Here is a 26,443-nt window from a genome sequence, read left to right as displayed (position 1 = left end):
CACAGCAGAGGGGGCATTCGGAGTGGGCGGGAAGGATATGGCCGCTAGAGGGCGATCTCGGGACGGGCAGACGGCTCCGGAGGGCAGCGACGAGGCCGCGCCGGGCCGCAGGAAGTCCGGGGCGCGCCGCCGGCCCCGGCAGCGGAATGCCCGGCTCCAGGGCGTGGCGCAGAGCGTCACGCAAGCCCTCGCGCCGGCCGTCGCCGCGGCACGACCGCAGCTGCGGCGCCTGCGGCCCGACTTCCCGAGGCCGGGCCGCACCGGCTGGCGCCGGTGGACACCTTCGTGGCGCCAGTGGCTGGGCGCCTGCGTGTACGCGTTCCTGGGCATGGTGGGCTTCGTCACGATCGCCTACGCCATAACGGACATACCCGACGACCTCAACTCGTTCGCCACGCAGCAGGACAATGTCTACTACTGGGCCGACGGTTCCACGATGGCCCGGACGGGCTGGGTCAGCCGCCAGGAGATGCCGCTGGAGAAGGTGCCCCCCAAGGTCCAGGGAGCCGTCCTCGCGGCCGAGAACGCGAGCTTCTACTCCGACCCCGGAGTCTCGCCCTCCGGTGTCCTGCGGGCGCTGCGCGCGGCCGTGACGGGGGGTGAGACCCAGGGCGGCTCCACCATCACGCAGCAGTACGTGAAGAACGCCTACCTGAACCAGGACCGCACCCTCTCCCGGAAGTTCACCGAGATCCTGCTCGCCCTGAAGCTGGACAACCAGACCGAGAAGGAACAAATCCTTCAGGACTACCTCAACACCAGCTGGTTCGGGCGCGGCACCTATGGCATCCAGCGCGCGTCCCAGGCGTACTACGGCAAGGACGTCTCGCAGCTCAATCCCAGCGAGGGCGCTTTCCTGGCCTCCCTCCTCAAGGGCGCCGGGCTGTACGACCCCACTCTCAGCAAGGAGAACCACGAGCGGGCCGTCGAACGCTGGGGCTGGATCCTGGACCGCATGGTCGAGACCGGCCAGCTCTCGCGGGCCGAGCGCGCCACCTACACGAAGTTCCCCGAGCCCTCCAGCTCGTCCCTGGTCGGCATCCCGGGCGCGCAGACCGGCTATCTGGTCGAGATGGCCAAGGCCTACGCGATCAAGTCGAGCCACCTCAAGGAGTCCGACTTCGACCTCGGCGGCTACCAGATCTACACCACCTTCGACCGGGCCCGCATGACGGCCCTGACGGCCGCGGTCCAGGAGGCCCAGAAGGACTTCGACGCCGAGCGGCGGCCCGATACCGACAAGTTCGCGAAGATCGGTGCGGCGAGCGTCGCCCCCGACGGGCGGCTGCTCGCCGTGTACGGGGGCCCGGACTACCTGAAGCAGGGCTTCAACGAGTCGAACGCGACGACGATCCCGGTCGGTACGGCGTTCACGCCGATCGTCTACGCGGCCGCGCTCGACGAGGGCGTGGTGCGCTCCCGCGGCAAGGCGCGCACCCCCGTGTCCGCCTCCTCCGTCTACGACGGCAACGACCAGGTGACCGTGCAGACGCCCGAGGGCCCGTACTGGGACCGCAGCGGCAAGGTGGTCAAGGGGCGCAACGACGGCGGCCGCAACTGGGGCCAGGTGACCTTGCGCCAGGCCGTGGCCAACTCCGTCAACACCCCCATGCTCCAGCTCGGCCTCGATGTCGGCCTCGACCGGGTGGAGGTGTTCGCCCAGCGCTCGGGGCTGCTCGAATCGAGCCTCGGGCCGCGGATCCCCGGATTCGCGCTGGGGGAGAACTCGATGCCCAGCGCGATCCGGATGGCCGGCGCCTACCAGACCTTCGCTGCCGACGGCATGCACACCGACCCCTACTCCGTGCGCTCGGTGACCCGCAACGGCGCCGCCGTGCGGCTCGATGCGCCGAAGCCGACCCGGGCCGTGACGGAGAAGACCGCCCGTGCGGTGACGGACGCCCTGCGCGACGCCGTCACCGAGGGCTCGGCGAAGACCGTCGGCAAGGCGCACCCGGGCGCGGCGGGCAAGACCGGAACGACCGCCGCGAACACGGCCGGCTGGTTCGTGGCCAGCACGGAGCAGGAGTCGACGGCCGTGGTGGTCTACCGGATGTCGCTGACCGACCTGGTGCCGCTGCCGTTGACGGGACTGGGGGGCGACGCCCCGAACACGCTCGGCAGTGACCGGGCGGTACGCCTGTGGGCCGACTACATCAAGGCGGTGAAGTAGGCCGGCCGGCCGTCGGCCGCCGGGCGGGGTGCACCGCCCGGCGGCCCGGAGGCGGGGCGCCTACTTGATCAGATCGGTCCAGTCCGGAGCCTGGGCGGGGTCGAGCGAGCGCAGTCGGGCCAGGACCTTCGGGTCCTGGGCGTCGAGCCAGTCCGCCAGTTCCCGGAACGACACGCAGCGGACGTCCTGACGCGGGCACACGTCCTTCATCACGTCTTCGACGGCCTTCATGTAGATGCCGCCGTTCCAGTCCTCGAAGTGGTTGCCGATGAACATGGGCGCCCGGCTGCCGTTGTAGACCCGGTTGAAGCCGTTCATGTACGAGCCCCGGGTCTGCGCCTGCCAGGCGGCGAACTTCGCCGGGTCCCCCTGGGTGCTGTCGCCCGACTGGTTGTAGAGGAAGTTGAAGTCCATGGAGAGGACCTGCACCTCCTTGCCCTGCAACGGCAGCAGCTGGAGGGGGAAGTTCCAGATGTCGTCCTGCTTGGACGGCCACAGCTGGAAGTCGCCCGAGGAGCTCGCGTCGTAGCGCCAGCCGTACGGCTTGATCGCGGTCAGGAGGTTCTTCTGGCCCTCCAGGCAGGGCGCGCGGCCGCCGACCACTTCCCGGTCCGGGTCGAAGGGCAGGGGCGCCTCCTTGGTGAACCCGGTGTTCGTCTTCCAGTTCTTGATGAACGAATACGTCTGGTCGATCTCGCTCTTCCATTCGGCGGGGCTCCAGTCCCCGCCGCCCTTGGGCCCGCAGAAGTGCCCGTTGAAGTGCGAACCGATCTCGTTGCCGTCGGTCCAGGCGCCGCGCAGCTGCGTCAGCGTGCTCTTGACGTGCGGGACGGTCGGGTACGAGATGGCGGCCGCGCCCTGGCCGTGCTGCGGCGGGCGGTAGAGCATCTTCTTGTCCTCCGGCAGCAGGTAGATGCCGGTGAGGAAGAACGTCATGTGGGCCTTGTTCTGCTTGGCCACCTGACGGAAGTGCGAGAAGAGGTGGTCGTCGCCCTCCAGCGCGCCGTCCCAGGAGAAGACCACGAACTGCGGCGGCTTCTCGCCCGGCTTCAGCCGCTCGGGCTTGAGCTGCCCCGGCTGCGGCCCGGTGTAGGAGGTGGAGCCGTCCCCCAGGACCTTGACCTTGCCGTCCCAAGGCTCCTCGCCCTTTCCGGCGGCCGCCCCGTTCGAGGCAGCGAGCTTCGCGTCGCGCTGGGCCGCCCCCGAGTCGCCCAGTGTGAGGGTGTACGCGGTGGTGCCGGCCCCGGCCAGGGCGACCACCGCGATGCCTATGCCCAGGCGCCTGCGGTTCTGCGCCTTCCTGCGTACCTTGCGGGTACTGCGGGATTCCGCCCGGGTGCCCCGGGTACTCGGAGCGGCGTCGGTATCGGCCAACGCAGTCGTCCCCCCTGATCGCCGCAGCCGCGCCGCGCGTGGATGGTTCGTACGAATATAGAACTTGTCGGCACTCCTTCCGTACCCCGGACCCCTCCGACACGCCGCTTCACAGTCATCTCATAGCCACGTGTCCTGCGTCACAGTCCGAAATGTGGACCCGCCGTGGGCCGGGTCCGGTCATGGGGTCGGCAGCGCGCGGGCGTGCGCGGCGGCCAGTGCGACGTCCACTGCCCGGTCCGCGGTCGTCTCGTCGACCGGTTCCTCGGTGAAGACGAGCCGGAAGTAGATCGGCGCCACGAGGGCCTTGAGCAGTTCGGCGGGGTCGGTTCCCGCGGGCAGTTCGCCGCGTTCGACGGCTCGGGTGACGACGGGTTCCGCGCGCCGGAAGCGGTCCTCGAACAGTGCCTTCTTGGCCTGGGCGAGCTGAGGTAGGCGCATGGCGTCCGAGAGGGCGATGGCGAGCAGGGCCCGGCCCGCCGGTGCGGTCATGGTGGCGACGAGGGAGCGGGCCAGCGCGCGCAGGTCGCCGTCCACCGCTCCGGTGTCGGGGATCGGGATCTCGGTGGCGAAGTGGCCGGTCAGTGCGTCGGCGACCAGGCCGTCGGAGGTCTTCCAGTTCCGGTAGATCGTCGTCTTGTGCACGCCGGCCCGTTGGGCGACGCCTTCGACGGTCAGGGTGGCGTAACCCCTCTCCGTGAGCTCGGTGATGGTCGCCGCCAGTACGGCGGCGCGCATCTTGGTGCCCCGCCCGACGGCGGGGCCGCGCCCCGAGGGCGACTCGGTGGACATCATTGCAACTCCTGGTTGCGTTATTGGCGGTACGTGCGACAGGATCAGATTATTGCAACTTCTGGTTGCGATGTGGCCGTGCTCCCGCTGTGCCACCGACTCCTGACCCTCGATCGAGGTTCCCATGACCCATGACCCCCGGGCGTCCGCCCAAGCCCCACCCGGCGACCGCTGGACGCCGGACTCCATTCCCGAACAGTCCGGGCGCCTGGCCGTGGTCACCGGCGCCAACAGCGGCATCGGGTACGTCACGGCCCGCGAACTCGCCCGCCGAGGCGCCCACGTCGTCCTGGCCTGCCGCAGTCACGAGCGCGGGCGGGAGGCCATGGAGCGCCTGCGCACCGAAGTCCCCGGCGCCCACGCCGAACTGCGCCCGCTCGACCTCGCCGACCTGAAGTCCGTCCGCCGTTTCGCCGAGCACTGGAGTCACGACCGCCTCGATCTCCTGGTCAACAACGCCGGCATCGCGATGGTGCCCTTCTCCCGCACCGCCGACGGCTTCGAGTCCCAGTTCGGCGTCAACCACCTCGGCCCGTTCGCGCTCACCGGCCTCCTCATGCCGCAGCTGCTGGCCGCCCCGGACCCGCGCGTGGTCACGGTCAGCAGCGAGGGCCAGCGATTCGCCCGGTTCGACATGGCCAACCTCGACGCGGAGCGCAGCTACCGGACGGTGTTCGCCTACATCCAGTCGAAGCGGGCCAACCTGTACTTCGCCACGGAACTGCAACGCCGGGCCGATGACGCCGGGCTGCGGCTGCGCAGCATGGCCGTCGCCCCCGGACTCACCCGCTCCAACGTACTCACCGGCGGCGCCAACAGCAGCCGGGGCCGCGCCTACGGCACCCTCATGCGCCTGCTCCTGCGCAGCGCCTTCCGCCCCACACCGGAGGGCGCCAAGACCTCCCTGTACGCCGCGACCGTCCCCGACCTGCCCGGAGGAAGCTACGTCGTGCCCGACGGGCCCCTCCAACTCCGCGGCGAACCCGTCCTCCGCAGCCGGGAACGCGCCATCCAGGACCCCACCACCGCCCACCGGTTGTGGGCCCTCTCGGAACGACTCACCGGCGTGCGCTACCCCCTGCCCTGATGCGCGAGGAGACCGGCCTCGCGGTGGCCGCGACGCGGGCCGCCAGGTGCCGGCGCGCGGCGGTCCGGCGGGGAGGGGCGGGTCACCACTGCCAGCGCAGCTCGGGTTGGTAGGGGCTGCACGCCCGCAGACCGAGCCGGGGATGCAGCACGGCCAGGTCGTCCTGGTGGAGGCACCGTTCCCCGGATCCGATCCTTCCGTCGGCGTCGCGCCACCACACCTGGCGGACCGATCCGTCACAGGTGGACACGGTGATCGTCGCAGCGGCCGTGAGGCAGGCGGACGCCCCGGCAGCCCTGATGGTGCCGGCCGCGAAGGTCCACCGCTGGCCCGGGCCGCCGTCGCAGTCGGCCGTCGTGACCGCTCCCGGGGCCGGCCGGGTGACGTCCCGCGCGAGGCAGCGCTCGACGACGACCGTCGTACCGGTGCGGCCGATCGCCGACATGATCTCCCCGGAGCCGGGCTGCCGGTGCACCCTGCGGTGCTCCCGCTGCATCCACTGCCGAAAGCTGCGGCTGAGGGTGAACCCGGTCGGGCACGGGGTCGTGAAGCAGCCGGCGTACGCGGCGTAGGCGGCGTACACGGCCTCCTTGTCGCGGCGCTGTCGTGCCGTCAGGTTCGCCGGAAGGAGGGGTAGCCCGTAGCCGACGTACGGCGTGACGACGGGGCGGGCGGGAGCGCGGAACGCGGCCTTCCTGAAGAACCGCCCCGTCATCTCGTGATCGCTGTGATCGGCAGGACGCGGCGGACCGAGGCCGAACGTGGCGCTGTCGTAGTCGAGGGTGAGGACGCGTTCCGCGTGCCGCAGCGCGATCACCTCGGACAGCGTCAAGGTCAGCTCTTCCCCCGTGTAGGAGGCAGAGCCGTCCACCGGCGTGATCGTTGCGATCTGCCCTCGGAACAGCTTCAACAGGCTCTGCCCCGAGTACCGCGGGCTGCCGACGCCCTTCGGGAACCCGTCGGGCAGCCTGAGGAAGACGAGCCGCACGTCGGGTCGGCCGCTCAGTACGAAGGACAAGAGGCTGCGCCCCCGTACGGTGAGGTCGGCCCGGCGCCAGCGATCCGGGACCCCCGCCATCCTCGCGTAGGCCGCCCGCACGCCCTGCTCCCGGCGCCGCACGTAGGAATCACCGGTGAACGAGTGCCCCGCGTCCCCGGCCGTCAGGTAGACGGCGCCGACGGCACATCGGGCACGGATGAGCCGCTGTACCTCCGGACTGATGAAGAGCAGGTCGTCGTCCTGGTGCGCCACGCCGACCAGGGTGCTCCGGCACTCCGTTTCCGGTTCCGCACCCCGACGGAACGCGGCGGGCTGCACCCCGTGGGACTGGGCGGGCCCGGTCTGCAGCAACGGAGCGATCCCGCCGAGCCCCAGGCCCAGGCCCAGGCCGACCAGGAGCATCCGCCGACGCCCCCTCCTCACTTCCCGCACGCTATTGCTCGCGCCGGCGTACGGCGAGGGCGGCGATGTCGTCGTCAAGGCGCCCCTTGCTGTAGCGGAGGAGGTCGCGGTGGAGGGCCGTGAGCAGTTCGCGGGGTGGTGTGGGGGGCTGCTGGCGCATCCAAGCCGCCAGCGGGAAGAACTCGCCGTCGCGGGCACGGGCCTCGGCGATCCCGTCGGTGTAGAGGAGCAGCAGGTCGCCGGGGGCGAAGTCGAAGGTGTCGACGTTGTAGTGGTCGCCGATCAGCTCCGCGAGGCTGAGCAGAGGCGAGGGGGTGGCGGACTCGAGCACACGCAGCTTCTTGCGGTTCAGGAGTATCGGCGGAGGGTGTCCGCAGTTGAGGACGTCGATGTGGCCGCCCTCGTGGGGGATCTCGACGAGCAGGGCGGTGGCGAAGCGCTCCATGGGCCCTTCGGGGGGGAACGCCGCGTTGTAACGGGTACTGCTGACGTCCAACCTCCGGGCGACCTCGACGATGTCGCCCTCGCTGTAGGCCGCTTCGCGGAACGCGTTGACGATCGCTGCGGCCGCCCCCACTGCCGGCAGGCCCTTGCCCCGCACGTCACCGATGAGCAGCCGGACCCCGAACGGCGTGTCGACCACCTCGTAGAAGTCCCCGCCGATGCGGGCCTCCGCCGCGGCCGCAAGGTACAGCGACTCGATCTCGACGTTCCCGAGACGGCGAGGCATGGGACTCAGCACCACCTGCTGCGCCGCGTCGGCGACGAGCCGTACCTGGAAGAGGGTGCGCTCCCGTTGCAGGCGGACGTGGCTGCCGTACGCGGCGGCCACGGTGACCGCGATGATCCCCGCGGCCGTCCACCACGTTCCCAGATCGGGGAAGACGAGGCTGAGGCCGATCATCAGCAGGAGACAGACCGTCCCGAGCAGGACGGTGGGGAGGACCGGCCACATGGCTGCGGCCAGGGCCGGCGCCGCGGGCAGGAGCCGGCTGAAAGCCATCTCCGGCGGAGTGGCGTAGGCCAGGCTGGCGATCACGACGGTCAGGATGACCGGCGACAGCCGCACAAGCCTTCCCGGGCCGGGGCGCCGACGGGGCTGCGGCCGTCCAGACTCGATCACATTTCCCAGAATATGTGCGCAATGAGGGCACAGCGCTCTGGGGAACACCTCCGAAAATCAAACGCACGACCGAATCGGTGGAAGCCGGTGGCCCGAGGTCGCTGGTCAGAGTGCATTCTGCTGGCGCACCGTGCGTTCGGACGGGCCGGCACGGGGGCGGACCCTAACGTGGAGCCGGAACAGATCCGGGCGTACCGGCGCCGGGATCCCGGCCTTACGGAGGCACGTCAACGATGACCGTCAGCACCGCCGAGCTCACCGGGGACTACGTTCTCGACCCCCACCACACCCGGATCGGTTTCGTCGCCCGCCACGCCATGGTGACCAAGGTCCGCGGCGCGTTCCACGAGTTCGAGGGCACCGCCCACCTGGACGGCTCCGATCCGGCCCGTTCCACCGCCCAGGTGGTCATCAAGACCGAGAGCATCGACACCGGCGTCGAACAGCGCGACCAGCACCTGCGCACCAACGACTTCCTGGACGCTCCCAACTTCCCCGACATCACCTTCCGCAGCACCTCGGTCGAGCCGCGATCCGACACCGAATACCGTGTCACCGGCGACCTGACCGTCAAGGACACCACCCGCCCGGTCACCATCGACTTCGAGTACACCGGCAATGCCGTCGACCCCTACGGCAACCTGCGGGTCGGCCTGGAGGGGTCGGTGACCATCTCCCGCAAGGAGTTCGGCGTGACCTGGAACGCGGCCCTGGAGGGCGGCGGCGTGCTGGTCGGCGACAAGGTCGTCCTGGAGTTCGACATCTCGGCCATCAAGCAGTAGCAGCGCCCGACCGCTCGGCCGCGCCACCACGCGGCCACCACGGGTCGCCGCCCTTCCGGGGTGGCGACCCGCACCACCGCGCTCACGCGCCGCCGGTGTCCGGGCTCCACACTGCTGGCCCGCCTCCGCGCCACTCGATCAGCAGCGCATCGTCCAGGCGGACGCCGTCCGGGTCCAGGCCGGCCCGACGCAGGAACTCCAGAAGATCGTCGGGCCCGAGGGCGCGACCGAGGATCGCGCCGTCGACGCGGACGCGGCGCCCGCCCTCGGCGTCCGGCGGATAGACGATCACACGCAGCTCAGGGCTCATTCCTCCACTCTGGCGGTGCGGCGTCGCTCCAGCACTCCGAGGGCGATGTCGCGGCGGCAGTGCAGGTCAACGCCGCCGCATCAGAGGGGCGAGCGCCGCCGCGACCGCGGCGCCGGCGACGGGCGCCAGCAGGTACGCCCACAGATGGCCGGTGGCACCGGCGAACACCGCCGGCCCCAACTGCCGGGCCGGATTCGCGCCGCCTCCCGACAGCGGTCCGAGGAAGACGATGACGGCGGCGACACAGGCGCCGATCACCGGCGGCAGGAACCGCAGCAGGGGCGGGCGGGTCCCGAAGAACGCCACGATCAGCATGATCACGGCCATGGCCGCGGCCTCCACCGTGAACACGGCGCCCGAACCCCAGCCCCGGGCGGGCACCATCGCCGCGTACCCGACCTTCCCGGCGGCGTCGCCCCACACCAGATCGGCGAGGGCCACACCGGCCACCGAACCGGCCAGCTGGGCCACCACGAACGGCGGCACCGCCTTGCCGGGGAAGACGCGCAGCATCCACAGGCCGATGCTGACCGCGGGATTGAGGTGCCCCGCGGTCCCGTGCCGCATGGACGGGCCGAGCACGGCCGTCACGATGGCACCCACCAGCAGGCCCATCACCACCAGCTGGGAGGTGAAGGTGGGCAGCAGATCGGCCAGCGGTGTGCCGGGCCCGGCCATCCACCGCGCGGCAGTGACCACGACGAACAGCAGGCCGGCGGTCAGCGCGAACTCGTAGACGGCGACCAGGGCGAGTGGAGTGCGTCGCGCGGGCGCGGCAGCCGACGCGGGTGCGGGTGCGGCAGGAGGCGGCAGCATCTGGGCTTCCAAGGATGTCGATGTCACTCTGTGGAATCTGTTCGCGCCCGACCGTGCGCGGCAACGCCTGCATACGACACTCTGTCAAGTGACGTCAAGGCCCCACAGCGCCGCCGACTTCGAAAGCGGCGGTCACCTGACGGAGTGCACCGGTGGCGATGGACCGGCGATTTGCGGCTCTCCGAGACTCCGGGAGTGGGCCGAGGGCAACTCCGCGAACACCACGAAAAAACACGGAAAGAAGGAACGCGATCGATGTCCGCACGATTCACTGGAAGGGTCGTTCTCGTCGCCGGGTCGGGTGACGGGGGAATCTGCCGGGCCACGGCGGTCGCGTTCGCCCGCGAGGGCGCCGCCGTGATGCTCGCCGGACCGGACCCGGAGGAACTGCAGGGCACGCTCAAGCTGGTCCGTGACGCCGGTGGCACGGCGGACTCGGTGGTGGCGGACATCGCGACCGGTCGCGCGGAGGAGTCCGCCCGTATGGTGGCCGCGACCGTCGAACGGTTCGGCACCGTCGACATCGCCTTCAACAACGCCACCGTGTCCGGGCCGACCAGCAACCTCGCCGACATCCAGGAGCGGGACTGGACGGAGATCCTGACCGCCAACCTCACCGGCGTATGGATGGCCATGAAGCACGAGCTCGCCCACATGGAGGCGACCGGCGGCGGCACCATCGTCAACACCGCCTGCAACATGGCGCGGACCGGCCTCCTGGTCGGGCAGAGCGCCTACGCCGCGTCCAAGGCGGGGATGTCCACGTTGACCCGCGCCGCCGCGCAGGAGTACATCGGCAAGGGCATCCGCATCAACGCGATCAGCCCCGGCCCGGCGCACGAGCCCGGCTCCTCCCACGCGGACGGAGCCACCCCCGAGCAGGTCGCCGACGCCGTGGTCTGGCTGTGCTCGGCCGAGGCCGCGTTCGTCGTGGGCCACGACCTGGTACTGGACAAGAAGATCGTCTAGGAGAACCCCGGTGCGGTGCTCACCGGGACGGTGGTCACGATGAACGACGCGGGTGACGTACGCACTGTCCGGGAGAGCCCGTCGATCGACCTCCCGTCACTGCAATCGACCTCCCGTCACTGCAAGAGACGTCAGGAGACCCGGCCGACATGCGAAGCGCGCTCGGCCGCCGCGTCGTCTCCGGTGTGAGGGGTCCGGCTCTCGCAGTCGCCGTCGCGTCGTTGTCGGCGCTGTCCGTGGGATGTGGGGCGGACCCCCACACAACTCGGCCACGCCTGACACGTTCCACCGTTCGCGACGTGATCCCCGAGGGCGCGGTCACCGCATCAGGTCACTCCACTGAAGTGCTCCAGAAGCCTTTGCTCGAGTTCTTGGAGCACCAGGCTCTGCTGTTTGAGCATCGACAGGCGCCGCACCGCTGTGGCGGCGTATTCCTCGCCCTCACCCACGGCCGCTGCGATCACATACCCGTTCAGAGCGTCCATGTCCGACGCCGCGCCGAATTCCTGACCCGTGGGAAGCAGGTAGCGGTCCAAGGGAGTCGTGTCGCTGGCGGTCACGTTCACGACCACGGACGGCTGCCAGTCCATGGCATTGGTGAGCGAGTGGTGCGTGTCGAATCGAACGGTGATCGTGTCCCCCTCGGGGATCGCCACGCTGTACTGGCCCGCCTCGTCGGTGAAGACGTGATCGATCTCAGTCAGCCCACTGCGATAGACGCTGACCTTGATCATGAAGATGGGGCTGCTGTCGGAGACTGCTCGCACATTTCCGAACATCTGGGTCTCCCTCCCGGTCGGACTACCGCTGGAGGCCACCCCCGTGTCCAGTCTGTGTGTGCCCCACTACTGCCGCCAGTCGTGTGATCCGCACACGGGTTCCTGCAGTCGACCCGCGCACGGACCCGCCCCGGCACGACGACCTCGTGCCGGGGCGGGTCCCTGCGTTGACGCGGGCCCCCCAACGCGCGGCCCGGGTTGGTGGCCGCAGAGTGCGCGGGCAGGTCATCCGCCCGCGGAGTCCTCGGCCTCCCAGCGCAGGAGGTCGCCCGGCTGGCACTCCAGCACCTCGCACAGCGCGGCGAGCGTCGCGAAGCGCACCGCCTTGGCGCGGCCGTTCTTGAGCACCGCCAGGTTGGCGGGCGTGATCCCCACGCGGTCGGCGAGCTCGCCCACGGACATCTTCCGCTTGGCCAGCATCACGTCGATGTCGACGGCGATCGGCATCAGATCACCTCGTCCAACTCGGCCTGCATCTGCGCCGCTTCGACGTCGCGCGCAACGGCCTGGGCGAGCAGCATCCGCAGCACGAGCACGATGAGCGCCACCCCCAGGATGGCCACGCCGACCCCGGCCATGATGACGGTGACTCCCGGGTCCTCCCGCTGGCCCGGCGCATTGACGGCCGTGACCGCGAACCACACGAGGGCGGCCGCCACGATCGAGCCGATCACGCCGTCCACGTACCGGAAGGCGGCGTGCGAGAACACGGTTCCGCGGCGCACCATCGTCACCAGCCGCCATACGCAGACCAGGGCGACCTGGACCGACACCATGCCCAGGATCGTGATCACGCGTAGGGGGGTGAGCGGCAGCGACCCGTCCTCCGGGTCGGTGGCCAACGCCCACACCATCAACGCCTGTACGAACCCGGTGCCGGCGAGCACCACCACGAGCACGGCGCGCAGCGCACCCACTGTCAGCTTTCCCACGACCCATCCCTCCATCGAGTTGCGATGGGAATCTATCGAATTTCGATAGGTGGGGCAAGGGATGGGGCGGAGAGCGCCCGGGGTTCGGGGACGGGACAGCGTGGAGCGGGGCGGGGGCGCCTGAGCCACCCGCCCGCCTCCGCAATCACCGGCAGGTGATAGATCAACACGGGTGACAGACCTCTTCGAAGAACACCGCCCGCGCCTGCGCGCAGTGGCCTACCGGATGCTCGGCTCCTTCGCCGAGGCCGAGGACGCCGTACAGGAGACCTGGCTGCGCCTGAACCGCACCGGCGTCGACGGGATCGAAAACCTCGGCGGCTGGCTGACCACGGTCACGGCACGGATCTGCCTGAGCATGCTCCGCACGCGCGACACCCGCCGCGAGGACCCCCTCGACGCAGGCGCCGGCACCGGGATCGGCACCGGAGACGGCGTCCGCATACCCGACCCGGTCGTCAGCGACCCCCGTGGCCTCGACCCCGAACAGCAGGTGCTCCTCGCCGACTCGGTCGGACTCGCCCTGCTCGTCGTCCTCGATTCCCTCTCCCCGGCCGAGCGCGTCGCGTTCGTCCTGCACGACATGTTCGCCGTGCCCTTCGACGAGATCGCCCCGCTGATCGAGCGGACCCCGGCCGCGACCCGCCAGCTCGCCAGCCGCGCCCGTCGCCGCGTCCAGGGGCAGGCCCCGTCACCCGACCCGGACCTCACCCGCCAGCGCGAGGTCGTCGACGCCTTCTTCGCCGCCTCCCGCGACGGGGCTTTCGACGCCCTCGTCGCCGTCCTCCACCCCGACGTCGTCCTGCGCTCCGACGGCGGCTTCAAGCGGGCCGGCCAGACGGTCGTCCTCAACGGCGCCCGCACCGTGGCCTCCCAGGCAGCCACCTACCGCAGGATGGCCCCCTTCGTGCGTCCGGCCCTCATCAACGGCGCGGCCGGCGCCGTGGTCGCCGCCAACGGCATCCCGCTGTCCGTCATGGCCTTCACGGTCAGCGACGGCCTGATCGTCGCCATCGACGTCATCGTGGACCCCGACCGTCTGCGCACCCTCGACCTCGGCGCCGTCCTGGGCTGAGGGCCTGCCCCGGCTGCGGGAGCCACGCAAACGGCTCCCGCAGCCGGCCTGCACGAGACACCCGGACACCGGAAACCCGACACCCGAGAAAGTTTCTCGGGCGGTCGCGTCACACATCTGCGAGCCCGCGGGTCATGGGGGTGAAGAACGAAGCAACCGGCCGGGAAACGGCCCGGCCCCGCCGAAGGAGCACCGGATGTCCACCACCGCCACCGTCGTCACCGTCATCGCCGCCCTCATGGCCGGCTTCTCGGGCTACTCGGTCCTCACCGGCGCCCAGTGGGTACTCGACTCGCTCGCCCAGCTCCAGGTCCCGCGCACCTGGTGGACCCGGCTGGGCCTCGCGAAGAGCGCCGGCGCCGTCGGCCTGCTGGTCGGCCTGTTCGTCCCGGTCATCGGCCTCCTCGCGGCGATCGGCCTGATCCTGTACTTCGCGGGTGCCGTCATCACCGTGATCCGGGCCCACGCCTACCCGCACGCGGCCTTCCCGCTCCTCTACATGGCCCCGGTCGTCGCCGCCCTCGCCCTCGGCTTCCCCGCCTGACCCGGAAGGACTTGCCGCCGCTCTGTCGACGGGATCGGAGGCGTGAGCGGGCCAGGGGTGACCGCTGCCGGAGCAGGCGTGTTCCGGAGGCTCGGGCGATCACGCGCAGGTGCGGGCCCGTATTGCCGAGGTACCAGATCGGCCGGTCCGAGTGTGGCCACGCGTAGGCCGAACACCGTCGTCCAGGAGCTCCCTCAGCCGCGGCTGCTCCAGCGAAGCGGCGGAGAAGTCGTAGACGGCGGGCAGCCTCGGCGCGATGAGGCCGTAGTCGAGCATGCGGGCGAGAGCGTGTTCGTCGAGGATGGTGTTCGCGATCGGCGCGGCCACCGGGTCCTCGATGGGGAAGGACCGGCCGAGGTCGAGGAACATCTGCACGGTCCGGCGGCGCGGGTCGGCCAGCAGGGGGCCCAGCACGGCCAGTCGACCGAGCGCGAGTCGGGGCCGTACGAGCATGGCGTGCGTGAACAGGACGCGCAGCAGCGCAACGTTCATCATGAACCGCTCCACCTGCTGCTCGGAGGCCGCAAGCTCCTCGTTGTGCAGGTAGCCGGCGATGATGCTGGCGTTGTGCGCCCGGTACCAACGGCCGGGTTCGGGCCTGCGGACGAAGTCCACCCAGTGCTCGACGCTGCGAGCGCTGGCTGTCCCGCCGGCCCCGGCGGACAGGAGGTGCGCTTCGGTCTTGTCCCGCAGCTACCGTTCGTTGACCGCGCGCCACCACGCACTGCACCAGGGCCCCGCCCTTCACCGCCTCGGACAGAGCCCGACCGTCGAAGAGGACGGCCGCGGCCCTGCCCCCCAGCCACCCGGCGCGGCTCCGCTCCCTCACCCCACCGCGTGCGGAACCCAGACGGCGGCGTGGAACGGGCCGTTGGCGGTGAACGGGTCAGCGGGCGGAAGCGCTGCGCTGCCTGCGATGACGCCCTCACGGTTGATCTGCGCCGCGGAGGAGTTGAGGCCGCCGAGGGAGGTCAGGTAGGTGAAGGCGCCGTTGTCGGCGCGGGCGACGAAGGCGAAGGAGTTGGGGGCGAAGTTGTCACCCACCATGACGCTCCCGGTGATCTGCCTGACCTCCGTGACACCGCGCCCGGAGCCGATGACGGCACTCGTGTGCGTCGTGAGGTCGAACGAGCTGGCGAGAAGGCCGTCGCCGCCGACCACGGTGCTCCCGCTGATCAGTTGCCTGGTCAGGAAGTGGGACCCCAGGTCGGTGCGGATGCCGGTGCGGAGGTCGTAGGCGTATCCGCTGAGGCGGTTGTCGGCCGTTCGGGACTGTCCGACCACGGTCGAACCGCTGATGGCGTTGGCCGTGCTGGAGCCTCCGCCGAGAGTGCCGAGATCGGTCATCGTCCGGGTACGCAGGTTGTACGCGAACCCGTGCATCGTGGTGGTCGGCGTCTTCGGCAGGGAGGAGCTGCCCACGACGATCGCACCGCTGACGGCCGCCGCCGTGCTCTGGCCCGACGGGCCCGCGAGGCTGCCGAGATCGGTCATGGTCCGGGTGCGCAGGTTGTACGCGAACGCATGGGTGACGACATCGCCGGGCAGCGACGACGTCCCCACCACGGTGTCGCCGCTCAGGCCGGTGACGTTGGTGCTGCTACCGCCGAGAGTGCCGATGTCGACGAGCTGGCGGGTCCGGACGTCGTAGGCGAATCCATGGCTCGGGCCGTCGGCGGCGAGGTTCGACTCCCCGACGATGTGGTACCCCTGCACATCAGTCGCCCGGCTGGAGTGCCCGAGCGTGCCGAGATCGGTCATGGTGTGCCTGCGCAGGTCGTACGCGAAGGCGTGTTCGACGGCGTCGCCGCTCGTGAGTGAGCTCCCGACGACCGTGTTGCCGTCGATGGCGGTCGCCTTGCTGCGGCTTCCGCCCAGGGTGCCGAGGTCCTGCACGCTGTACTGCACGGCCGCCGCCGATTCGCCCGACGGCGTGTCAGCCCCGTACGCCGGGCCGCCGCCCACGGCGAGCAGGCCCGCGCCCACCAGGATCCAGGCACGTGAACGTATGTGCATGATGCCCCCCTGAAACGATCGATCGATCGAAAAGAGCACGGTTCGGCAGACCGCTGTGGCCTCCCCGGAACCGGGCCGGCCGGATGGCCGGATGGTGCAGAGCACTCACTTGTACATCAGTTCCGATCGGCCAAACAGTGGGCGGTCGGCCACGAGTGCGACGGTCGTCACCGCCGCTGTCCCGGACGCGGAACGCCCCGGCGGCGGGCCGGGTCCCCAGCCGGATCGGGCTGTCGGGGTCACCCGTTCGGTCGGGCGGGGTCGTATGCGGTACCCGCCAGTAGCCTTCCAACAGGCCCTGGTTACAGTGGTGTTGACTGACCGCCGGAAATGTTCGAGCCGGCGGGAGAGCGTGGCGTGCGGCGGTGTGCCGTCGCACGCGGAAGCAAGGGAAACCATGAGTTCGATACACAAGCGCGTCGGCGCGGTCCTCGGTACGGCCGCCCTCTTCGTCGGCATGGCGCTGACGGCCGGCGCCGGTACCGCCAGCGCCGACGAAGCGGGCGACCTCTCGTCCGACATCGACTTCTCCGTGTCCGCGAACGGCATCACCGGTCTCACGGCGATGGAGTCGGACGGATCGCTCACGATCCGCATCATCAGCCCCGGCGACCACCGTGAGATGGGCTTCGCCCGGTGGAACGCCGACCCGCAGCCCGCGCCCGACATCCCGGGTGACTCCCTGGTCGCCAAGGACACCCGCGGCGACGGCTGGGGCGTCGAGGCCGAGCTGAGCACCGGCCGCGTCGCGTCCACGCGCGGCCACAAGGCGCCCTACATCGACGTGGCCTCCGGCAACCTGCCCGAGGGGCACGCGTACAAGCTGCGCGGGTGCGTCGTCAAGGGCAGCGAGCGCCAGTGCAGCCAGTGGTACGCCGTGCGCGCCTGACCCCCTGAAGATCCGGGCTTCCGGGCAGCCCGCCCACCCGGAAGCCCGATCGGGCATGCGCCCCCCGCCGCTCCCACCCCGCCGTCAGTCCGCCCGGCGGGCCAGGCTGACCATGGGGGAGCGGAGAGTCCAGCCCAGAGCCTCGTACAGGGCCCTGCCGTCGGGAGTGCCCACCAGCACCCCGTCTCGGGCCCCCGCCTCCCACGCGGCGTTCTGCAACGTGCGCATCACCAGGGCGCCCAGGCCCCGGCGCCGCTGGTCCGGTGCGGTCTCGATCTGGTCCGCGACCGCGGTGCGGCCGGCCAGGCCCACCTGGCCCCGAGCGGCCAGCCGCCCGTCCCCGGTGCGGACCAGGGCCTTGATCACACCGCCCCGGCTCCACGTCGTCACGGTGTACCCGGCAGGCGGCTGCCCGGCCGGTGCCGGGGCGAGCGGCAGGGTCATCAGGAAGCCGGCGATGTCCGTCTCCCACTCGTCCCCCACCCAGGCCCGCACCGCCTCGTCCGGGGCGAACAGCTTGAGCCAGGTGGCCGGCGGGGCGGTGGCGGCCAGCTTGCGGACGTCGGCCTCCGTGGGCACGGGCACCACGTGCCGGGCGACCTCCTTCGCCAGCCCCACGGCGATGGTCCACCCCCACGGTTCCTCGACCGGGTCGGCCGCGCCGCGCGAGACGGTCCAGCCGTCGATCCACTGCTTCACCCAGCCGGTGAGCTGCTCCTCGGACATGATTCCCCCTGCATGTAATGAGCCGCATGTAATGAGCCGATTCCTGCAAGGGTCATTACAGCATCCGGGTCCGACATCACCGCGCCAAGTGTTCGCCTGCTGACTGCCGATCTCTGGCGAGACAGCGCTCCGATGTCCGGTGCGACGTCCGACAAGTCCGTTCCCCGGAGTGTCGGAAGCCTGTCGGCGGCGGCCGTGAACTGTCGCCGCCACCGGCGCAGTCGTCGTACTCGGCAGCCGGAACGCCGCGACCGAGGTCTCCCTCTGCGCCGCCGACCGTCCTCCAGCGCCACGAGGGCCCCGCACCAGGCCGTCCGTCCGTGCGCCTGCCTCACACGGCGCAGTGTCGGCGTGTGCGGGGGGCGTAACCCCGGATGGCCCAGCGGCGTGACGGCTCGGAAATTCGATCTTCCTACCGTGCTGGTGGGCCTGCCCGCCGCTGGCGGACGGGCCCGTTCGGAAAGGACACGCACCAAGGGGTGGGGTTGGGTGGCATCTGGCGCGACGGACGGCGGTGTCCGTACGGTCTGCTCGTACTGCGGGGTCGGCTGCGGCATCGTCCTGGACGTGGCGGACGGCCCGCTCGGTGGCGGTCGCCGCGCGGTGAAGGTGACCGGGGACAAGGCACATCCCACCAACTTCGGCCGCCTGTGCACCAAGGGGGCGACGAGCGCGGACGTGATGGCCGCGCCCGGACGCGTCGCGCGGGCGCTGGTGCGCGCCGAACGCGGTGCCCAGCCCGCCGAGACCGACGTGGGCGAGGCGATCACGGCGGTCGCCGGGCGGCTGCGGGCGCTCCTCGACGCACACGGGCCCGACGCACTGTCCTTCTACGTGTCCGGGCAGATGTCCCTCGAGGCGCAGTACCTGGCGAACAAGCTGGCCAAGGGCTTCGTGCGGACCAACCAGATCGAGTCGAACTCCCGGCTGTGCATGGCCTCCGCCGGCTCCGGCTACAAGCTGTCGCTGGGCGCGGACGGCCCGCCCGGCTCCTACCAGGACTTCGACGCCGCGGACGTCTTCTTCGTCATCGGCGCCAACATGGCCGACTGCCACCCGATCCTCTTCCTGCGCATGATGGACCGGGTCAAGGCCGGCGCCAAGCTGATCGTCGTCGACCCGCGGCGCAACGCCACCGCAGACAAGGCGGACCTGTTCCTCCAGATCAAGCCGGGTACCGACCTCGCCCTGCTGAACGGCCTGCTGCACCTGCTGGTCGCGAACGGGCACACCGATGAGGCGTTCATCGCCGGGTTCACCGAGGGCTGGGACCAGATGCCCGCCTTCCTCGCGGACTACGCGCCGGACCGGGTCGCGGAGATCACCGGCCTGGCCGAGAGCGACATCCGACGGGCCGCGACCTGGATCGGTGAAGCAGGCGAGTGGATGAGTTGCTGGACCATGGGACTGAACCAGTCCACCCACGGCACCTGGAACACCAACGCCCTGATCAACCTGCACCTCGCCACCGGCGCCATCTGCCGACCCGGTTCCGGGCCCTTCTCGCTGACCGGTCAGCCCAACGCCATGGGCGGCCGCGAAATGGGCTACATGGGCCCCGGCCTCCCCGGACAGCGCTCCGTCCTGGTCGAAGCCGAGCGCGCCTTCACCGAGCGACTGTGGAACATCCCCGAGGGCTCCCTGCGCACCGATGTCGGCCGCGGCACGATCGAGATGTTCGACCGGATGGCCGCCGGCGACATCAAGGCCTGCTGGATCATCTGCACCAACCCCGTCGCCTCGGTCGCCAACCGCAGGACCGTCATCGCAGCCCTGGAAGCCGCCGAACTCGTCATCACCCAGGACGTCTTCGCGGAGACCGAGACCAACGCGTACGCCGACGTCGTCCTGCCCGCCACCCTGTGGGCGGAGTCCGACGGCGTCATGATCAATTCCGAGCGCAACCTCACCCTCGTGCAGGGCGTCGTCGACCCGCCCGGACAGGCGCTGCCCGACTGGCAGCTCATCGCCCGGGTGGCCTGCGCGATGGGCTTCGCCGACGCCTTCACGTACGCCTCCGCCGAGGAGGTGTTCGAGGAGCTGAAGCAGGCGTGGAACCCGCAGACCGGCTGGGACCTGCGCGGCGCCAGCTACGAGCGGCTGCGCGCCACCCCCGTGCAGTGGCCGGCGCCGGACACCGCCGGACCGGACCGCAACCCCATCCGCTACCTCAACGACGGCGTCAGCCAGACGCTGCTGGAACATGAGGACGGCACCCGCCCCCGACTGGCCTTCCCGACCCCGAGCGGACGCGCCCGGTTCTTCGCCCGCCCCCACCTGCCGCCGGCCGAGCTGCCGGACGACGATTACCCGTTCGTCCTCAACACCGGCCGTCTGCAGCACCAGTGGCACACCATGACGAAGACCGGCAAGGTACCGAAGCTCACGAAACTCGCCCCCGGCCCCTTCGTCGAGGTCCACCCCGAGGACGCCGCTGCTCTGGGCGTCACCGACGGAGACCACCTGCAGCTCGCCTCCCGGCGCGGGAGGGCCGTGCTGCCCGCGGTGGTCAGCGACCGGGTCCGGCCGGGCACCTGCTTCGCCCCCTTCCACTGGAACGACCTGTTCGGCGAATACCTCAGCATCAACGCCGTCACCAACGACGCCGTCGACCCGATCTCCTTCCAGCCCGAGTTCAAGGTCTGCGCCGTCAGCCTCACCAGGACGGCCGCTCCCGTGCCGGTGGCGCGCCCCGGCACCGAGCCCCGGAGCACCCCGGTGCCGCCCCCGGGGGCCGAGACGGCGCTCCTGCGCCCGACCGTGACGGGCGAAGCAGCATCGGTGGACTCCGCCGTCCCCGCCCTCGCCGCTCTGTTCGGCATCACCGACCTCGCCCCGGCACGACTCGCGGAGACCGAGCGCCGCTACCTCTCCGGCTTCCTCGCCGGTCTCGCCGCGGCGCCGCCCGACGGGCGTGTTCCGGCCCTACCGGCCGCTGCGCCCCTCACCGCCGACTCCGCACTCTGGGTGGACGGCGTCCTCGCCGGAATGTTCTCGCGCCGGCCCGATGCCGCGCCCGCCGCGCCCGCCCCGCCCGACCCCACAGCGCCCCCGACGCCGGCTGCCGTCCCTCCCGGGCCGAGCCGCCGCCTGATCATCCTGTGGGCCTCCCAGACCGGCAACGCCGAAGAGTTCGCCGGCACCGCGGCCGCCCGGCTCAGGCAAGCGGGTCGCAGCCCCGAGCTGCTGTCGATGACGGAGACGGAACCGTCCCGGCTCGCGGCCGACACCGACGCCGACGTGCTGATCGTCACCAGTACGTTCGGCGACGGCGACGCCCCCGACAACGGGGCCGCGTTCTGGCACGCACTGTCCGCTCCGGACGCCGGACGGCTGGAGGGAATGCGGTACACGGTGCTCGCCCTCGGCGACTCGACGTACGACGACTTCTGCGGCCACGGCCGCCGGCTCGACGAACGCCTCGACGCCCTCGGCGCCACCCGACTCGTACCCCGCACCGACTGCGAACCCGACTTCGAGGAGGCCGCCGAACACTGGCTCCGCGAGGTGCTGGGCGCCCTGGCCACGGCCGAGGAGCCGCAACACGCACCGGCCGACGCCGCCGCTGCACGGGCGCAGGCGCCCGTGCCATCGCAGAACACCTACAGCAAGACGTCACCGTTCCCGACCCTTCTGATCGGCAACAGGCTGCTCAGCCTCCCCGGTTCCCAGAAGGAGGTACGACAGTTCTCCTTCGACACCCGCGCAGGCGAACTCGCCTACGACGCAGGCGACGCCCTCGGCATATGGCCGACCAACGGCTCCGCCCTCGTCACGGAGTGGCTCGCCCTCACCGGCCTCGACTGCGACGCCCCCGTCGACCTCGGGGACGGCACGCCCCTCCCCCTCGGGGAGGCACTGCGCACCCGCCTCGACATCACGCGCATCACCACCGACCTGCTCAGGTTCGTGTGCGACCGCACGGGCAGCCACGACCTCAAACGACTGCTGAGGCCGGACAACAAGGACGCGCTCGCCAGATGGAGCTGGGGCCGCCAGGCCGCCGACGTCATCGCCGCGTTCCCCGCCCGCGCCTCCGCCGGCGAATGGACCGCCGTCCTCAAGCGCCTCCAGCCCCGCCTGTACTCCATCTCCTCCAGCCCGCTCGCGCACCCCGGCGAGGTCCGACTCACCGTCTCCGTCGTCCGCTACACGAACGACCTCGGCCGCGCCCGCAACGGCGTGTGCTCCACCTACCTCGCCGACTGTGCCGATGACGGCCCCGTACAGGTCTTCGTGCAGCGCTCACCGCACTTCCGCCCGCCCGCCGACCCGGCCACCCCCATGATCATGGTGGGCCCCGGCACCGGCGTGGCTCCCTTCATCGGCTTCCTCGAAGACCGCCGGGCCCGCGGCCACACCGGACCCAACTGGCTCTTCTTCGGCGAACAGCGCCAGGCCACCGACTTCTACCACCGTCAGGACCTCGAGGCGTACCGGGCATCGGGCCACCTCGAGCGCCTCGACCTCGCCTTCTCCCGCGACCAGCGCAACAAGGTCTACGTCCAGGACCGCATGCGTGAGCACGGAGCCCGCCTCTGGCAGTGGCTCCAGGACGGTGCCCACTTCTACGTCTGCGGTGACGCGGGACGCATGGCCAAGGACGTCGACCAGGCCCTCAGGGACATCGCCGCCACCCATGGCGCCATGGACGAAGAAGAGGCCGCTGCATTCATCAGGCGCCTCTCCACGGAAAGGCGCTACGTACGAGACGTCTACTGAGAGGTCGTGATCCGCGCGCACTCCCGCACGACGGCCGCCAACGACCCCTCGGAGCGCAGCAGCTCCCGCTGGACGCGCGCCCCGTTGCCGCGTTCGACGAGCTCGGAGATCCCGGTCCGGACCAGGTCGAGGTCACCGGCGTCCGCCAGGGCCGGCTCGACATGCCGGCACAGTGCGTCCAGGGCGGCCACGGGTGCGGTCGGCAGCATCGACGCCGGGTTCAGCACGGGCCCGTCGAGGCCCGACCGGGCGGCCTGCCAGTTGGCGAGTCGCAGCAGGCCGGTGCTGATCCGGGCGGGCGGTTCGCCGGCCCGCCAGGAGCGGGCCGCCGTCTCGACGAGCCCCCGTACCAGGGCGGCCAGGAGGACGGGCGTCGTCGCGTGGAGGCAGACGTCCGCCACTCTGACCTCCACGGTGGGGTAGGAGGCGGACAGCCGCGCGTCGAAGTAGATCATTCCCTTGTCCCGCAGTACGCCCGACTCGACCATGGCCCGCACCTCGGCGTGATAGCCGTCGGCGGACCCGAAGGCGTCGGTGGGGCCCGCGGAGGGGAGCCGGTTCCACACCCGGCTGCGATATGCGGCGTACGCGGTGTCCTCGCCCTGCCAGAACGGCGAGTTCGCGCTGATCGCGGTGAGCACGGCCAGCCAGGGGCGGATACGGTCCAGGACCGCGACGCCCTCGTCGTCCGACTCGACCGACACGTGGACGTGGCAGCCGCAGGTGAGCTGCTCCTGAGCGGTCAGGCCGAACTTCCGTGCCACCCACTCGTAGCGGCGTCCCGGCGACATCGAGGGCCGGACCGGCAGCGGTGAGGTGGCCAGGGCGGCGACGACCGCCCCGGCCGTGGCCGCGTGCCGTGCCGCCTCGGAGCGGTGGCGGACGATCTCCTCCTGGAGCTCGCCCATCTCCGTCACCGGACGTGTGGCGAACTCGACCTGCTCCTCCTGCAGCTCGGACTCCAGGGCGTGCCCGTCGCCGCCCGGGTCGGCCACGGGTCCTGCGGCGGCCCGGTCAGCCGCGGCGAGCACCACGCTCGACACGGCCAGCGGCTCGCCCGTGTCCGCGTCCGCCAGCAGCAGTTCCTCTTCCACGCCCACACTGCGCATACGTCCGTCCGTTCTGTCGGCCCGTCACCCGGGACCGCTTGCCGCTTTTTCCGTTTTCATGCGCGGCCGGTCGACCCCGGCGCACCGTCGACCACGGAGGTCCGGGCTTCAGCACACCAGCCGGGGCGGCCCCGGTGGCAGAGGCGCGTCCGGTGCACGACCGTGTGGCGCGGCGCTCCGTCACCGGGCGGCGGTGCGCAGTGCTGCGATGACGGCGGTGGTCGTCGGGTTCGCGTTCTCGGTGTGACGGGTCGCGGCGAACAGGAGGCGGCGGATCGGGTGGTCCGCGAGGGGGGTCGCGCGGATTCCGGGGGTGGTCGGATCGATGGCCGTGCGCGGGACGAGCGCGGTGGCGAGACCGGCTCGTGCGAGGGTGAGCTGGGCGGCGATGTCGGCGGTGACGTAGCGGGGTGTGGGTGTGAATCCGGCCCGGTGGCAGCCTTGCAGGATGGCTTGTCCGCAGTCCGTGGTCGGCGGGGGTACGGCGAGATCGTGGCCGGCCAGTTCCTGCAGGGAGACGGGCCGGTCGTCGCCCCGGCCGGCCGCGGTGACGACGAGCAGCGGATCGTCGAGCAGGGGTGAGACGTCGATGCCCCGGGGCGTCGCGTCGGGTACGTGGTGATAGCGCTGCCCCAGCACCACGTCGACGGTGCCGAGCGCGAGTTCGCGTAGTTGTGCCTGGTCGGTGATGTGGCAGGTCACGGTGAGCTGTGGGTGGCGCGAGCCGAGTGCGGTGAGTGCGGGGGCCACGATCCTGGTGACGGTCGAGGGCAGCGCGGCGAGCGTGGCGGTGGCGCCGACGGTGCCCTTGACCGCCGCGATGGCGCTCTCGGCCTCCTCCATGGCGGCGAGGATCCGGTCGGCGTGTTCGAGGAGGACACGGCCGGCGTCCGTCAGCGCGACGGTTCGCCCGTCGGGGCGGAGCAGGTCGACTCCCACGTCGTTCCGCAGAGCGGCCAGTTGCTGGGACACGGCACCGGCGGTCAGAGCCAGTGAGTGGGCGGCCGCGGTGATGGAGCCGCGGGCGGCGACGGTCTTGAGCATGTACAGGCGGCGGACATCGAGCACGACTCGATAGTCTAGCTAAAAGATCCCATCAGCAAAGCTCCTCTTGACCTATTGGGTTGCGGTGGGCGACGTTCAGGACATGGAAATCTCCGAGTGCATTGCCGCCGTGGCCCGCCCCATCCACGATTTCGGTGACGAGTTCATGTCCGACGAAGCGACCGCCGGGATCGGCCTGCGCGCCGGCTTCGCCCCGGGCCGCGGCTTCTACTGCCGGGGACGCTTCGGAGTGCTCGGCGAGGCACCGGTCGCGGTGGTCCAAGCGGTACAGGGCTTCCTCGGCCCCCGGCTGGTGACGACGGGCTGGCGGGCGGGACGGCCCGTGATGCCCGCGGAAGAGGCCGCCGCCTGCTACGTACAGGCCGTCCGCGCATGGGGGCGCGCACACATCCCCGCCGACGTCGACGTGGAGCACTTCAACCACCTTGCACAGCAGCTGATCGACGCCGCCGACGCCGACGCACTGCCCCTGTTCGCCGGCTGGCGCGCCCGACCGTGCCCCGACGACGACCCGGCCGGCGCGGCCATGCAGCGCGTGCACGTACTGCGGGAACACCGCGGCGCCTGCCATCTGGCGGCGGTGCGCCTGTGCGGGCTGAGCGCCCGAGCAGCCATGGTCGTCAACCTCGGCGTCGAGCAGGCGGCCCACTACGGCTGGCCGGAGCCGCAGCCCGTCGACACGGCCCACATCCCGCGACGACAGCGTGCCGAGCGGATCACCGACGAGATGCAGATGCCGCTCTACGCCCGTCTGACCGACCGGCAACGCAGCGAGTTCGCCCGCCTCGTCGAGGCGATGACCACTCCCTGACGGTTCCGGCGGCGGCCCGTCCCGTCCGGCCCGATGGCGCATGGGCCCGTGTGATCTTACCGATCCTTACGAGGCCTCTCCGCGACGCCCGTTGACCCGGCCCCGCGTCTAGCGTGATCGGCAAGTCTCCTGAACTCGAAGGACGGACACATGACCGTTGGGGCCGTTGAAACTCTTCCGGTGTGCGCTTACCCGGACTGCACCCACCACGCAGAAGCGCCGACGCCGGACGCCCTGGCACCCCGTTACTGCGCCCACCCGGACCACAACTCCCTGAGCGCCTTCCGCCGGTTCCGCGCGAAGCGACAGGAGCGCAAGGAGGAGAAGCGCCAGGCGGCCGAAGCCAAGAGGGCCGCCAAGGCAGCGATGGCGCCCGCACCGGCACCGTCCGCGCCTGCGACGGCCGCCGCCGAGCCCGTCGAGGACATGGTGGAGTCCGTCCCGAACGAATCCGGGACCCGGGAGGACCTCTTGGCCCTGATGTCCCGTCTGGTCGCGGACCTGCCGGTCTACATCGAAGAGCTGGCCCTCATCACGGACTCGGTGGCCGCCGAGGCGCGCATCGAGACGGTGACCAAGGCCTCCGCCCAGCGGACCCTGGCCGCCGAGCAGCGCACCGCCCTGGCGGAGGAGGCCGCGGAGCAGGCCATCGCCGAGCTCGACAAGGCCAAGCAGGGCTTCGAAGAGGAGACGGAGCGGATCCGCACGGAAACCGCCCAGCAGGTCGCCGACGTCGAGTTCGTACGGGCCGAGCTCGGGCGCTACCGCGAGCGCGTCGCCCAGCTGGAGGAGCGCCTGGACAAGGTCCGCGAGGAAGCCGACACGGCCCGCCGCGAACGCACCGACCTCGCCCTCGACCTCGAGCGCCACCGCACGGACCACGCCGCCTGCGCCCTCCCCGCCACCCCCGCGGCCCCGCAGGTGGTGTAGGGGCTCGGGCCGCTCGG

The 26,443-nt window shown here is 71.1% G+C and carries 24 protein-coding genes; 10 read left to right on the top strand and 14 right to left on the bottom strand.

Going from position 1 to position 26,443, the window contains the following annotated elements; all coding sequences use genetic code 11:
• The first annotated feature begins 163 nt into the window (after positions 1-163).
• The gene (locus ACZ4VL_RS27015) at positions 164-2,173 is read left to right on the top strand and encodes a transglycosylase domain-containing protein (protein WP_468204782.1); all 2,010 of its coding nucleotides are present in this window, start codon (positions 164-166) and stop codon (positions 2,171-2,173) included.
• Positions 2,174-2,233: 60 nt separating this feature from the next.
• Here the strand turns inward: ACZ4VL_RS27015 and ACZ4VL_RS27010 are convergent, their stop codons facing one another.
• Together ACZ4VL_RS27010 and ACZ4VL_RS27005 are read right to left on the bottom strand one after the other, a co-directional pair.
• Complete coding sequence (locus ACZ4VL_RS27010; RefSeq protein WP_468204780.1) at positions 2,234-3,547, bottom strand: polysaccharide deacetylase family protein; 1,314 nt, start codon at positions 3,545-3,547, stop codon at positions 2,234-2,236.
• 180 nt (positions 3,548-3,727) lie between these two features.
• Complete coding sequence (locus ACZ4VL_RS27005; RefSeq protein WP_468204778.1) at positions 3,728-4,342, bottom strand: TetR/AcrR family transcriptional regulator; 615 nt, start codon at positions 4,340-4,342, stop codon at positions 3,728-3,730.
• A gap of 121 nt (positions 4,343-4,463) precedes the next feature.
• Between ACZ4VL_RS27005 and ACZ4VL_RS27000 the strand changes: the two genes are divergently transcribed.
• The gene (locus tag ACZ4VL_RS27000; protein ID WP_468204776.1) at positions 4,464-5,426 is read left to right on the top strand and encodes an oxidoreductase; all 963 of its coding nucleotides are present in this window, start codon (positions 4,464-4,466) and stop codon (positions 5,424-5,426) included.
• Between the two features lie 82 nt (positions 5,427-5,508).
• On the opposite strand, the gene ACZ4VL_RS26995 is transcribed toward ACZ4VL_RS27000, so the two are convergent.
• Together ACZ4VL_RS26995 and ACZ4VL_RS26990 are read right to left on the bottom strand one after the other, a co-directional pair.
• Positions 5,509-6,828 carry a PIG-L family deacetylase gene (locus ACZ4VL_RS26995; RefSeq protein WP_468204774.1) on the bottom strand — a complete coding sequence of 440 codons (1,320 nt, stop codon included), beginning with the start codon at positions 6,826-6,828 and terminating at the stop codon, positions 5,509-5,511.
• A 31-nt stretch (positions 6,829-6,859) separates the two neighbouring features.
• On the bottom strand, positions 6,860-7,951 hold the full coding sequence (locus tag ACZ4VL_RS26990; RefSeq protein ID WP_468204772.1) for a PP2C family protein-serine/threonine phosphatase: 1,092 nt from the start codon (positions 7,949-7,951) through the stop codon (positions 6,860-6,862).
• Positions 7,952-8,184: 233 nt separating this feature from the next.
• Here ACZ4VL_RS26990 and ACZ4VL_RS26985 point away from each other — a divergent pair, with 233 nt between their 5' ends.
• Complete coding sequence (locus tag ACZ4VL_RS26985; RefSeq protein ID WP_468204770.1) at positions 8,185-8,733, top strand: YceI family protein; 549 nt, start codon at positions 8,185-8,187, stop codon at positions 8,731-8,733.
• A gap of 82 nt (positions 8,734-8,815) precedes the next feature.
• On the opposite strand, the gene ACZ4VL_RS26980 is transcribed toward ACZ4VL_RS26985, so the two are convergent.
• On the bottom strand, positions 8,816-9,043 hold the full coding sequence (locus ACZ4VL_RS26980) for a hypothetical protein (protein ID WP_361099629.1): 228 nt from the start codon (positions 9,041-9,043) through the stop codon (positions 8,816-8,818).
• Between the two features lie 66 nt (positions 9,044-9,109).
• On the bottom strand, positions 9,110-9,886 hold the full coding sequence (locus ACZ4VL_RS26975; RefSeq protein ID WP_468204768.1) for an aquaporin: 777 nt from the start codon (positions 9,884-9,886) through the stop codon (positions 9,110-9,112).
• A gap of 228 nt (positions 9,887-10,114) precedes the next feature.
• Between ACZ4VL_RS26975 and ACZ4VL_RS26970 the strand changes: the two genes are divergently transcribed.
• Positions 10,115-10,828 carry an SDR family oxidoreductase gene (locus tag ACZ4VL_RS26970; protein WP_468204766.1) on the top strand — a complete coding sequence of 238 codons (714 nt, stop codon included), beginning with the start codon at positions 10,115-10,117 and terminating at the stop codon, positions 10,826-10,828.
• A gap of 326 nt (positions 10,829-11,154) precedes the next feature.
• On the opposite strand, the gene ACZ4VL_RS26965 is transcribed toward ACZ4VL_RS26970, so the two are convergent.
• The 3 genes from ACZ4VL_RS26965 to ACZ4VL_RS26955 all read right to left on the bottom strand — a co-directional run bounded on the left by ACZ4VL_RS26965 (position 11,155) and on the right by ACZ4VL_RS26955 (position 12,539).
• Positions 11,155-11,607, bottom strand: a complete 453-nt coding sequence (locus ACZ4VL_RS26965) for a carboxypeptidase regulatory-like domain-containing protein (RefSeq protein ID WP_468204764.1) — start codon at positions 11,605-11,607, stop codon at positions 11,155-11,157.
• 225 nt (positions 11,608-11,832) lie between these two features.
• On the bottom strand, positions 11,833-12,054 hold the full coding sequence (locus ACZ4VL_RS26960; protein WP_468204763.1) for a helix-turn-helix domain-containing protein: 222 nt from the start codon (positions 12,052-12,054) through the stop codon (positions 11,833-11,835).
• On the bottom strand, positions 12,054-12,539 hold the full coding sequence (locus ACZ4VL_RS26955; protein WP_361099611.1) for a DUF2975 domain-containing protein: 486 nt from the start codon (positions 12,537-12,539) through the stop codon (positions 12,054-12,056). The genes ACZ4VL_RS26960 and ACZ4VL_RS26955 overlap by 1 nt, the downstream gene beginning before the upstream one ends.
• 172 nt (positions 12,540-12,711) lie before the next feature.
• Between ACZ4VL_RS26955 and ACZ4VL_RS26950 the strand changes: the two genes are divergently transcribed.
• Both ACZ4VL_RS26950 and ACZ4VL_RS26945 read left to right on the top strand, forming a co-directional pair.
• A complete protein-coding gene (locus ACZ4VL_RS26950) occupies positions 12,712-13,614 on the top strand; it encodes a sigma-70 family RNA polymerase sigma factor (RefSeq protein WP_468204761.1) in 903 nt (300 codons plus the stop codon).
• Between the two features lie 196 nt (positions 13,615-13,810).
• Positions 13,811-14,158, top strand: a complete 348-nt coding sequence (locus ACZ4VL_RS26945; protein ID WP_468204759.1) for a DoxX family protein — start codon at positions 13,811-13,813, stop codon at positions 14,156-14,158.
• Between the two features lie 99 nt (positions 14,159-14,257).
• Here ACZ4VL_RS26945 and ACZ4VL_RS26940 read toward each other — a convergent pair whose 3' ends face one another.
• Together ACZ4VL_RS26940 and ACZ4VL_RS26935 are read right to left on the bottom strand one after the other, a co-directional pair.
• A complete protein-coding gene (locus ACZ4VL_RS26940; protein WP_468204757.1) occupies positions 14,258-14,773 on the bottom strand; it encodes a hypothetical protein in 516 nt (171 codons plus the stop codon).
• A 210-nt stretch (positions 14,774-14,983) separates the two neighbouring features.
• Positions 14,984-16,174, bottom strand: coding sequence for a hypothetical protein (locus ACZ4VL_RS26935; protein ID WP_468204755.1), 1,191 nt, complete (start codon positions 16,172-16,174; stop codon positions 14,984-14,986).
• Between the two features lie 397 nt (positions 16,175-16,571).
• On the opposite strand from ACZ4VL_RS26935, the gene ACZ4VL_RS26930 reads away from it, so the two are divergent.
• Positions 16,572-17,063: a hypothetical protein gene (locus tag ACZ4VL_RS26930; RefSeq protein WP_468204753.1), complete on the top strand. Its 492-nt coding sequence runs from the start codon at positions 16,572-16,574 to the stop codon at positions 17,061-17,063.
• 84 nt (positions 17,064-17,147) lie between these two features.
• On the opposite strand, the gene ACZ4VL_RS26925 is transcribed toward ACZ4VL_RS26930, so the two are convergent.
• Complete coding sequence (locus ACZ4VL_RS26925) at positions 17,148-17,789, bottom strand: GNAT family N-acetyltransferase (protein WP_468204751.1); 642 nt, start codon at positions 17,787-17,789, stop codon at positions 17,148-17,150.
• A gap of 489 nt (positions 17,790-18,278) precedes the next feature.
• Between ACZ4VL_RS26925 and ACZ4VL_RS26920 the strand changes: the two genes are divergently transcribed.
• A complete protein-coding gene (locus ACZ4VL_RS26920) occupies positions 18,279-22,511 on the top strand; it encodes a molybdopterin-dependent oxidoreductase (RefSeq protein ID WP_468204749.1) in 4,233 nt (1,410 codons plus the stop codon).
• On the opposite strand, the gene ACZ4VL_RS26915 is transcribed toward ACZ4VL_RS26920, so the two are convergent.
• Both ACZ4VL_RS26915 and ACZ4VL_RS26910 read right to left on the bottom strand, forming a co-directional pair.
• Positions 22,505-23,620, bottom strand: coding sequence for a glutamate--cysteine ligase (locus ACZ4VL_RS26915; RefSeq protein ID WP_468204747.1), 1,116 nt, complete (start codon positions 23,618-23,620; stop codon positions 22,505-22,507). The genes ACZ4VL_RS26920 and ACZ4VL_RS26915 overlap by 7 nt on opposite strands.
• 180 nt (positions 23,621-23,800) lie before the next feature.
• Entirely contained in the window at positions 23,801-24,688 is an 888-nt protein-coding gene (locus ACZ4VL_RS26910; protein WP_468204745.1) for a LysR family transcriptional regulator, read from the bottom strand.
• Positions 24,689-24,767: 79 nt separating this feature from the next.
• Between ACZ4VL_RS26910 and ACZ4VL_RS26905 the strand changes: the two genes are divergently transcribed.
• A complete protein-coding gene (locus ACZ4VL_RS26905; protein ID WP_468204744.1) occupies positions 24,768-25,496 on the top strand; it encodes an SCO6745 family protein in 729 nt (242 codons plus the stop codon).
• Positions 25,497-25,676: 180 nt separating this feature from the next.
• Positions 25,677-26,426, top strand: a complete 750-nt coding sequence (locus ACZ4VL_RS26900; RefSeq protein WP_468204742.1) for a hypothetical protein — start codon at positions 25,677-25,679, stop codon at positions 26,424-26,426.
• Positions 26,427-26,443 lie beyond the last annotated feature (17 nt).

It is taken from the genome of Streptomyces sp. NPDC029014 (assembly GCF_055564695.1).
The sequence above is the reverse complement of the archived record's forward strand: the minus strand, read 5'-3'. Positions and strand labels throughout refer to the sequence as shown.